The sequence below is a fragment of the Candidatus Syntrophosphaera sp. genome, assembly GCA_019429425.1.
Lineage (GTDB): Bacteria > Cloacimonadota > Cloacimonadia > Cloacimonadales > Cloacimonadaceae > Syntrophosphaera.
Genome location: JAHYIU010000083.1, coordinates 1 through 10,497, shown reverse-complemented (window position 1 = coordinate 10,497; position 10,497 = coordinate 1). Strand labels below are relative to the sequence as shown.

10 protein-coding genes are annotated in these 10,497 nt (G+C 54.7%); all 10 read left to right on the top strand.

From position 1 onward, the window contains the following. Window positions 1-274: hypothetical protein (locus K0B87_08150; GenBank protein ID MBW6514711.1), on the top strand; the 274-nt coding region annotated here is incomplete at its 5' end. 87 nt (window positions 275-361) lie between these two features. Next, a complete protein-coding gene (locus K0B87_08145; protein MBW6514710.1) occupies window positions 362-631 on the top strand; it encodes an acylphosphatase in 270 nt (89 codons plus the stop codon). Further along, complete coding sequence (locus K0B87_08140) at window positions 612-2,072, top strand: LysM peptidoglycan-binding domain-containing protein (protein MBW6514709.1); 1,461 nt, start codon at window positions 612-614, stop codon at window positions 2,070-2,072. Before K0B87_08145 ends, K0B87_08140 begins: the two co-directional genes overlap by 20 nt. Before the next feature lie 17 nt (window positions 2,073-2,089). Next, window positions 2,090-2,962, top strand: coding sequence for an RNA polymerase sigma factor RpoD/SigA (locus tag K0B87_08135; protein ID MBW6514708.1), 873 nt, complete (start codon window positions 2,090-2,092; stop codon window positions 2,960-2,962). Between the two features lie 16 nt (window positions 2,963-2,978). Next, window positions 2,979-3,881 carry a bifunctional enoyl-CoA hydratase/phosphate acetyltransferase gene (locus K0B87_08130; protein MBW6514707.1) on the top strand — a complete coding sequence of 301 codons (903 nt, stop codon included), beginning with the start codon at window positions 2,979-2,981 and terminating at the stop codon, window positions 3,879-3,881. Continuing rightward, complete coding sequence (locus tag K0B87_08125; protein MBW6514706.1) at window positions 3,878-4,342, top strand: 23S rRNA (pseudouridine(1915)-N(3))-methyltransferase RlmH; 465 nt, start codon at window positions 3,878-3,880, stop codon at window positions 4,340-4,342. The genes K0B87_08130 and K0B87_08125 overlap by 4 nt, the downstream gene beginning before the upstream one ends. A gap of 18 nt (window positions 4,343-4,360) precedes the next feature. Then, window positions 4,361-4,516 (top strand): hypothetical protein, encoded by a 156-nt coding sequence (locus K0B87_08120; protein MBW6514705.1) that lies wholly within the window; start codon window positions 4,361-4,363, stop codon window positions 4,514-4,516. Next, a complete protein-coding gene (gene porU / locus K0B87_08115) occupies window positions 4,513-8,370 on the top strand; it encodes a type IX secretion system sortase PorU (protein MBW6514704.1) in 3,858 nt (1,285 codons plus the stop codon). The genes K0B87_08120 and porU overlap by 4 nt, the downstream gene beginning before the upstream one ends. A gap of 9 nt (window positions 8,371-8,379) precedes the next feature. After that, window positions 8,380-9,762 carry a cysteine--tRNA ligase gene (gene cysS, locus K0B87_08110; protein ID MBW6514703.1) on the top strand — a complete coding sequence of 461 codons (1,383 nt, stop codon included), beginning with the start codon at window positions 8,380-8,382 and terminating at the stop codon, window positions 9,760-9,762. An 8-nt stretch (window positions 9,763-9,770) separates the two neighbouring features. Continuing rightward, a partial coding sequence (locus K0B87_08105; GenBank protein MBW6514702.1) for an SMP-30/gluconolactonase/LRE family protein occupies window positions 9,771-10,497 on the top strand: 727 nt, incomplete at its 3' end.

Below are 10,497 nucleotides of genomic sequence, written 5' to 3'. Positions count from 1 at the left end.
TGCAAGCTATACGAAACTCAAGAACCTTAATATGTTGCTTACCCTGGCTCTATACTTCATCTACTCATGTAAAGACATCATAGTGAAGATTGCAGAGGCTTTCCCGAAGCTGATCTGCTTTAGGGCAGGGGACTGGGCTAAACTGCAGCAGTCTGTGTACTACCGAATTAGTCAGGTCATGCAAATCTTCCTCAGTAGCTCCAGACACTACGACACCTCACCTTATAGAGCCGATCTGATCGAACCATGGCAGTTGAAAATCAGGCTGGTATAAAAAATGGGGGAATGCCAGTGAATTGAATCCTTGACAAATATCCCCCATTGAAATACAAAGATTTTTTATCCGGAAATGGAGTAGAATATGCTTTCATGGGAGATCATTGTCCACGGCCGGGTCCAGGGAGTCGGGTTTCGCAGTTTCAGCCGCGCTTGCGCGAGACGCTGCGGGATCACCGGCTACGCCAGAAACCTGTATGATGGCACTGTGGAGATCATCGCCTGTGGCAGCAAAGAGAATTTGGAACTCTTCCGGGACATGCTCAACGGCGGAAACGGATACATCCGGGTCCGGCGCCTGGATGTTTCAGAAGTGGAAAGCACGGTGGAATATAATGATTTTGGCATACGATAAAACCAGAGATGGAGTATCCATCAGACCAGAGAGGCGGCCAGGTTCGCCCGCTCGGGCGTTCGCGCTGATTCTGCTGCTGGCCCTGCCCCTGCTTCTGGCAGCCGAATTCCAGACCCACACCGTGAAGCGGGGCGACAACCTCTATTCCATCGGACGCCAATACGGCGTAAGTGTCGACCAGATCAAGGAATTGAATGGCCTCACCAGCAATGATCTCAGGCCAAACCAGGTCCTCAAGATCAAACAGATAGCAACTCCAACCACAGCTCCTGCTCAGGCGGGCACTGAATTCCAGACGCATACAGTCAAGCGGGGCGACAACCTCTATTCCATCGGGCGCCAATACGGCGTAAGCGTTGAACGGATCAAGGAACTGAACGGCCTGGCCAGCAACGACATCTGGCCGAACCAAGTGCTCAAGATCAAGCCAGCCCAAGCCCCCGCGCCGGTCAGCACTACCCCTTCCCCTGCCACCCAAGCCCAAAGCTCAGCGCAATCCACAACCCAAAGGGTCCAGATTCCGCCTACTCCACCAACGACCGCAGCTCGTGACACGGTAGCTTCCATAAACTTCGGCAGGACTCAATTACCAAACGATTATTACCACGTCGTGGCCCCCAAGGAAAACCTTTACCGCATAGCCGTCAACAATGGCATTTCCCTAAACGACCTGCTCAAGTGGAACGGCTTGGCGGACCAGAATCACGTCATCCGCCCGGGTGACAAACTGATAATCGCTGATCCCACACCCTTCCTCGCTGAGAGCGATGAGTACGACGAAACTCAAACAGAAGACGGTCAGTGGACTTCGTCGCCGGAATGGCCAAGCATTACGGCCGCTCCGGACACCGTCGTGGTGCAGCAGATCTATGTGGTCCAAAAAAAGGACAATCTCTACCGTATCGCGCTCAACCACGGAATGACGGTGGAAGAGCTTAAAAGGCTGAACAATCTTAGCTCCAATACGATCAACGTAGGCCAAAGACTTGTGGTTGCAGGTTCGCCAACCCAGGCAGGCACAAGCCCGAGGATCACGCAGGCGGAATTGCAGACCGGCGACAAGCTCAGGACCGACCTGATCATGCCCACGCAGGGACTGGTCACCTCTGAATACGGACTGCGCAACGGACGGCCCCACAAGGGTATAGACATCGCCGCCAAGACCGGGACGCCGATTTATGCCGTATTGGATGGAGTGGTTGTCTATTCCGGCATTCAGGGCGGCTACGGCAACGTTGTGGTGCTCGAGCATCCCGATTTCGTGATGACGGTTTACGCGCACAACGAGAAAAACACGGTGAAGGTGGACGACCGCGTGAAACAAGGCGACATTATCGCCTATATCGGCTCCACGGGCCAGACCACCGGTTCTCACCTGCATTTTGAATACCGCCTCAAGGGCAAGGCGCTCAATCCGCGCAAAGTTTTGCCGCTGGATTAACTGGGATAGGATAGGCAATGAGAGAGAACGTATTTGCCGACAAGGCATTACAGAATTACCTGAAGGAAATTTCGCAATTCCAAACCCTCACCCGGGAGGAAGAGCACGAACTGGGGATCAGGGCCCGAAATGGCGATCAGGAAGCTGTGAACAAGCTGGTCCAGGCCAATCTCAAATTCGTGGTCAAGATCGCCTCCCGCTACCAGAATCGGGGCCTGACCCTGTCTGAACTGATCAGCGAGGGCAACATCGGCCTACTCAAGGCGATTGAGAAATTTGACCCTGACAAGGATATCAAGCTGATCTCCTACGCGATCTGGTGGATTCGGCAGCGCATCATGCTGGCCGTCTCAGAGAAAAGCTCGCTGATCCGCGTTCCGCTGGGTAAATCAAGCTCCGCCCACCGGATCAAGGCCACCCAGGAACGCATCTTCACCGAGACCGGGGAAACCCCGTCCATCGAGGAACTCAGCGATGTGATGAATCTAACTGAAAAGTCCATCGAACAATTGCAGGACCAGATGGTCGAAACGACTTCCTACGACGACGTGTTGCAAGGTTCTGACTATCAGGAGTTTACCACGCGGGACATGCTGATGGACCCCGACCTCGTGGATCCCCAGCAAATCTACCACCGCGACCGCCTGCATGAACGCATCCATAGCGCAATCGGCAAGCTTGAGCCGCGCGAGGCCGACATCATTCGCACCTACTATGGCCTCAACCCCGACCAGGAAAGCCAGAACTTTGCCCAGATCGCTGAAACGATGGGCCTTTCGCGGGAAAGGGTGCGCCAGATCCAAAAGGAAGCCCTGAAAAAGATCATGGCGGAAATGCAGCCTGAAGAAGACAGCCTGGTGGACGAATTCATAGATAAATTCAGCACCTGAAGGTGCGGGAGCAGATATGTTCAAAAACTTCGACGAAATGGTGGCCAGCGTCAAGGCCAAAAGCAAAGGCACCGTGGTGATCGCTGCGGCCCAGACAGAATCTGTGCTGGACGCCGCCATCCTGGCCCAACGGGAAAACCTGGCCGAGTGCCTCCTCGTGGGCGACAAAGCCCAGATCACGGTCCTCCTCCAGAAAATGGCGCCAGAGCATCAGAACAACTTCGAGATTGTGGACGTGGGCCCAGACCTGGTCAAAGCCGCCAAGATGAGCGTGCAACTGGTTAATGAAGGCAAAGCAGACATCATTCTCAAGGGCAAGACTGATTCCGGACAGATGCTCCGGGCCGTGTTGGACAAGGAAAAGGGCCTGCGGGTCAGCGAAGTGATATCGGACGTTTTGGCCTATGAGCATCCCAGCGGAGTGAAATTGATGAGCGACGGCGGGATCAACCTCGCGCCCGAACTGAACGAAAAGATCGCCATCGTCAAAAACGCTGTACAGGTGGCCCACGCGATGGGTTGTCCACTTCCCAAGGTCGCATTGCTCACAGCGGTGGAGACAGTGAATCCCAAAATGCCGGCCACAGTGGATGCCGCGATCATTTCCCGGATGAACGAAAGGAAACAGATCACCGGCTGCATTGTGGAAGGCCCTCTTGCTTTCGACAACGCCGTGGATATCGAAGCAGCGCGCATCAAGGGCATCGAATCCCCCGTGGCAGGCCTTGCTGACGTGCTCATCGTACCAAATATCGAGGCTGGAAACATCTTTGGCAAGATGCTCACCTACTATTGCGGCTATCGCGTGGCGCACGTTGTGGTGGGCACCAAAGCCCCGATCCTGATCCCCTCGCGGGCCGACCGCGGCGAACTGAAGATGCTTTGCATGGCGATGGCCCTGGCCTGCATGAACAAGTGATCCTGCGCATATTCCAGATCGGCAAGACCAAGGAAGACTGGCTCAAACAAGGCATCGCCGAATACCTCAAACGCCTCAAACCGCTGCTAAAGCTGAAAGTGGTGGAGATCCCCGATGTCAGCCTCTCCCAGGTTGGCTACATCCAATCTGTCAAATCCCGCGAAGCCGAACTCTGCCTTAAACGCATCGCCCCGGACGACTATCTGGTCCTGCTCGATGAACGCGGCGCGATGAAAACTTCGCTTGAGTTTTCCACTTTTCTGGCTAACTTATCTGATAAAAAGTCTGTCGTATTTGTGATCGGCGGAGTTTACGGCACGGGCGAAAGCCTCAGGCAGCGAGCCAACGCCTGCATCAGCCTCTCCGCGATGACTTTCACCCATCAGATGGCGCGGCTGGTTTTGGTGGAGCAGATCTATCGCGCGCTGATGATCCAAAACAACAGGCCATACCATTATTAGAGACATTACGAGGTTATGATGACAGCTGTATTGCTGAGTGCGACCATGGAAAACTTCACCCGGTCCCTGGTGATCTTGGTTCAGGGCATGGCGGGGATATTCGTCTTCATGGCGGTGTTTTATCTCGTCATTTTCGCCTTGGAACGATTGTTCAAAGAGAAGAAAGTTCAATGAAGAACATATTCCTAGCAGCCATGCTGGCTATAAACCTGGCTGTATTGTCCGCATCATTCACTGTGGTCCAGCGCTCCGAAAACCAGTTGGTGGTGGAATTCAGGCTTGATGGCTTCACCCTCTCGGAGCAGGGAGATTTTATCCGCGTTGACGCTCCTGGATTCGATTATCCTACGATCAGCGGCTCTCCTTTGCTTCCTCTTGCCGAAACAAAGATCGGCATACCGCCCGGCGGCCAGGTGAGCGTGACCTTGCTCAGTGCCAGAGCAAGAGAGGAAAAGCTGGCTAAGCGCTTACTGCCAGTACCACTTGTTTTCATGGGCGAGGAGATCTCCGAACACCGTTATGAGATCGAAGAAGCGCTCTACGTCGCAAACCAAATTCCTCTGCTACGAACTTTGGATATTTTTTCCTACCGCGGGTTCGACTATGTGCCTCTGGAGATCCGACCCTTTGCCTATGACGGGAAGAATGCCCTGATGATCACGGAGCAGGCCCTGTTCCGGATCGATATCAGCGGCAACACCGGATACCGGAACGCCCCACCCAGCGATGAACTGGCTGAGGTTCTCCTATCTCAACTGCTCAATCCGGACCAGACCCGCAGCTGGAAAAGCTTCCTGCGCTACGAGGTGAATTTCGCAGACTTCTCCCGCTCCGATTTCTGGCTGCGCCTGGAAACCAACCGCGACGGAATGTTCAAGATCACACCTTCCCAATTGTCCGGCTTCCCCGTCAGCGACATCGATCCGCGCAGTTTCCGTCTCTTCAGCACCGGCGGGACTTTGCTGCCCTTCACGGTCACCAATCCAGGCTACGAATTCAAGGAAGTTCCCATCCGCGTTGTGGGTGAAAGCGACGGCAGTTTCGATCCAAGCGACTACATCATGTTCTTTGGCACCACCCGAGACGGGGTGGACAAGAACCAAACCCTGCTTACGAATGATACATACTATAATCCCTATTCCCAAAACACGGTATACTGGCTCACTTTTGCCGGCGACTTTCCCAGCCCACCTCTGCGCATGGCAACCCTGCCAACCTTGACCAATTGGGACAACCAGACCTCGACCTTCACCGACAAAGCGAGGCTGGAAACAGAAAGCCAACGCCGCGAAACCATCGGATTCGAATGGTATATGAGCCGCATGTTCGGCAACAGCACGGCCGAATACCAGTTTGAGATGACGTTAAGTGACGTGGAAGCCGTCCAGCCCCAATACCTGAGTATGCTGATACGTCAGGAAGACATCAGCGTCAACATCTGGCACAACATCTCCGTCTATGTCAACGACGTTCCCGTACCGGCGGACACCACCGGCTCGATTGTATTCTCCTGGCGCGGAACTTGGCATCATGTTTTCTTCAGGCAGGTGAGCGGTTTTGTGAATGGGCCGAACCAGATTCGCATCAAGGTGATCCGTAGCGGCACCGACAACCTTTTCCTGGATTGGATCACTCTGGAGCACGGCCGGCAGATAGTCAAAGGAACCGGACAACTCAGTGTCAACCAACTGCCCCTGCTGAATTATGGCTACCCAGTGCGTTATAACATCTCCGGCTCCGGCAGCACTGCTGTTTACAGGATTAACAGCTTTGATGAGGTGGACATAGCCCCCCTGCAAGGCTCTGGCTCCAGCCCATACTACGTGTCCACGGGCGCCAGCGCCACCCGATTTGTCCTGGCTAACGACTCTGAACTCTACAACCCCGTAAATTTCGCAATCGTTGAACCCTTTGATCTGACGGCCAACCCGCCCCGGGTCGACAACATTATCATCTCCGCCGACGAATACGCCAGCCAAGTGCAAGGCCTGGCCGACCTTTATTGGCAGGAATTCGGGAAACATAGCGTAGTTGTGAAACAATCCGACATCTTCAACCAATTCAACGGCGGCCATCCCGATCCTGCCGCCATCCGCCAGTTTTTACGCTACGCCTGGCAAAACTACCCCGCTCCCCAGATCACTTCGGTGACCCTGATCGGACTCGGCACCATGGATTGGCGCAACTTTTCCGGCCAGTCCGCATCCAAGAACAAGGTCATCGTTTTCCAGCGCAACAACATCACCTCGGACGACTATTTCGTGATGCTCACCCAGGCCTCCCATCCGGAACTGGCTGTGGGACGCTATCCCGTCGCTTCAGAGGCCGAACTCAACACCATGTTGGCCAATTTCCAAAACTATGTGCAGAATCCCCAGGGAGGTTGGTGGCGCAACTCCATGGTCTTTCTTGGCGACGATCTCTACAACGGAAGTTCCACGGCCTATGAGAACATCCACACCCGCCAGACCCAGGACGCGGGCAATGTAGTGCATCCCAGTATTCTGGTGGATAAGATCTTCGCCTGGGATTATGAATACGACGAATTCCAAAACAAACCCCGCGCCCGCGATGACATGCTCGCCATGATCAACGAAGGTCGCCTAGTTTGGTACTATATCGGGCACGGATCCTATGACAAGCTGGGAGCGGAGGACTATTTCAACGGCGCCGCGGACATGGGCAGGTTTAACAATCCGGACCGGCTGACTCTCTTCATGGCAGCCTCCTGCAAGGTTTCCCATTTCGATTACTGGGGCTTCGAAAGCCTGGGGCAGAAAACCGTTCTACTCAACAACTTGGGCGCCATCGCATCCTATTCTGCCACCCGCATCAGCACCCCCTACAGCAATGCCCCCATGATGCAATTCCTGCTGAACAACCTGGCCAACGGACGCAACCCGATCGGCTATTCCATCATGGCCGCCAAGATCCAATACACCCAAAGCAACGACAACGACGCCACTTATGTGCTTTTAGGCGATCCCCATCTCAGGATCACGCCCCCAGTACGCGACAGCGTTATCACGGTGTCCGGGCAAAAAACCGGACCCAAAGACGAGACCTTTTATGCACGACAGCTTGTGAGCATCGAAGGCGGATTCTCACCCAGCGCGTACAGCAGCATCGCGGAAGTGAAAGCGTTCAACACCGAAACCGAATACAGCCTGGATTGGCAGACAAATGTCAGCCACCGCGGAGCACCTCTCTACACGGGCAGCGCGACTGTAACTGGCGGCCAGTATAACAGCAGCTTCATCGTCCCGGATGACGTAACTACTGGCAATACCGGCCTCATCGTCTCCTATCTCTGGGACCCCATAAGCAGACAGGACTACACCAATTTCCTCCATCCACTGGCATTGAGCGATGACGCAGTCATTGCCGAAAACCCGGATGCGCCTGCTATCGAGCTTTTCCTGGGCAGCCTGGATTTCCGGCCAGGGGATACCGTGGGCACCAATCCCATCCTGCATGCCAGGATCTCAGACAGCAATGGCATCAACGTGACCGGAAGCGCCGGCCACAACATCCTGCTGATCCTGGATAATTCACTGCAGCCGATCCCCGTGACCCAGTATTTCAGCTATAACCTCGATTCCCACACCGAGGGCCTGCTCACTTACCAGTTGAGCAACCTCGCCGAAGGTCCCCACACCTTGCAACTGATCGCCTTTGACAATTTCAATCTGCCCTCCGTGTCCAGCACGAATTTTATCGTCAAGAAAAGCGGGGAACTGGCCATCGAGCGCTTCCTCATCTATCCCAACCCCATGCAAACCAGCACCAGCTTCACTTTCATGCTTTCGCAGGACAGTGACCTGATCATCGACATCTACACGGTCACCGGTAAAAAAGCACATAGCTTCAAGGCGTTGGGCCGCCAGGGCTTCAACGCCATTTCCTGGAACGGTAAGGACGCCCGCGGCGACCGCTTTGCCAACAACACCTACTTCGTAAAGGTCCGGGCCACCACCCTCGACGGCAGGAAAACGGAAAAGACCGAAAAGTTGGTCATCTACAATTAAGGATTGCCCATGCAGCTTTACAACCAACTCAAACGCCAGAAGGAAGAATTCACGCCCCTCAGCCCCGGCAAAGTGAAGATCTATGCCTGCGGGCCCACAGTATATAACTATTTCCACATCGGCAACGCCCGCGCCTTCCTGTTCTTCGACGTCCTGCGCCGCTATTTCGAATTCCGGGGCTATGAGGTCACCTACGTCCAAAACATCACTGACATTGACGACCGGATCATCACTCAGTCCATCGACGAGAAGATCCCTTTCAACGACGTCGCGGCCAAATACACCCAGGCCTTTCTGGAAGACAGCCAGGCGCTTGGGATCAAGCCGCCCACTCATCAGCCCAAGGCCACGGAGGTGATGGAAGACATCATTGCCGCCATCAAGGCCATGGTGGAGAAAGGCTTTGCATATCAAGCGGAGGGAGACGTTTATTTCAACACCGCAGCTTTACCGGAGTATGGACAACTCTCAGGCAAGAAAACGGAAGACCAATTGGCCGGAGCCCGAGTGGCCGAAAACCCGCTGAAACGCAATTCCGCGGATTTCACTCTCTGGAAGCGCAGCAAACCCGGCGAGCCCGTCTGGCAAAGCCCCTGGGGCGAAGGCAGGCCAGGCTGGCACACGGAATGCGTGGTGATGAGCCGCAAATACCTGGGCGAAACCTTCGATATCCATGGCGGCGGGATCGACCTCATCTTCCCCCACCACGAGAATGAACTGGCCCAGGCCCAGGCCTTGTCTGGAAAGCCTTTGGCAAATTACTGGGTCCACAACGGTTTCCTCAATATCGACGGCGAAAAGATGAGCAAGAGCCTGAAGAACTTCTTCACAGCCCGGGACATCCTGCAACAACACAGCGCAGAGGCGGTCCGCTTCTTCTTCCTTTCCAAGCACTACCGTTCCCCGATCGATTTCAACCGCGAGATCATTGAGGAATCCGAACGTGCCGTGACCAATTTCTATTCCGCCCTCAAAGCGATCGGCTATCTGAACATCACCGCGGACCTGGATGATACCCATGCTGCGCAGAAAAAGGCCTTCATCCAGGCCTTGGACGACGATCTCAATACTGCCAAGGCGATCGCCGTGCTCTTCGACCTGAGCCACCAGACCAAGAACGAACAACTGCCCCGTGAGACCAGGGAACAGGCCGCACTGATGCTCGTGCATCTGGGAGAAGTGCTGGGCTTTTTCCAAAACCTGGCTGCCAAGCTGGAATCCACAGTTCCAGACCTCACACGCCAACTCGTTGAAATCGTCATCCAATATCGCCAGGAAGCACGCGCTGCCAAGAACTGGGCCCTATCGGACAAGATCCGCGACGACCTCGCCGCTCTTGGCATCGAGATCAAGGATACGCCCTCAGGCTGCTCCTGGAACCTAAAAGATTAGGAGAAACCATGCCCAACAAAATATCCCGGATCGTTACGGTCCTTATCATAATCCTGCTGCTGCTTGTCGCCGCATTCATCCTGCTACGACTATTCAAACCCGCCACGCTCAACAATCCCGAAAGCATAGTCTACGACGAAGCCGGCCAGAGATTCCTCATCTCCAACAAAGGCAACGGCCAGATCATTAGCTTGGATGAGAGCGGCAAATACCAGCTCTTCCTGAAAGAGGGGCTGACCAACCCCCGCGGCATGAAACTGCTGCCGCCCCTCCTCTATGTGACCGACAATACCGCTGTCCAGGTCATCGACCTCGAAGAAGCCAGGATTATAGACAGCATCACCATCCCCGGCTCCATAATGCTCAACGACATTGAAAGCGACCACCGCGGCCTGCTATATGTTAGCGACTCCCGCAGCGACAGGCTCTACATCGTCGACCCCTCCAGCAAAAGCATCTCCAGCGTCTCTTCCGATCTGATGGCCGGCCCCAACGGAATCGTCTACGACTATCCCCGCCGCCAGATGCTCATTGTTGGACTCAGACAGGCTTCGCCGATCCTGGCATACAACATCGAGAGCGGCGAGTTCAGCGTTTTCCGCACCACCCTCTACGACAGCCTCGACGGGATCGCCATCGACGAACTGGGCAGGATTTATTTCAGTTCCTGGGGCGAAGAGGCCATCTTCATGATCCCCCAAGAACAGAACCGTACACTGCTCTGGCAGGAAAATA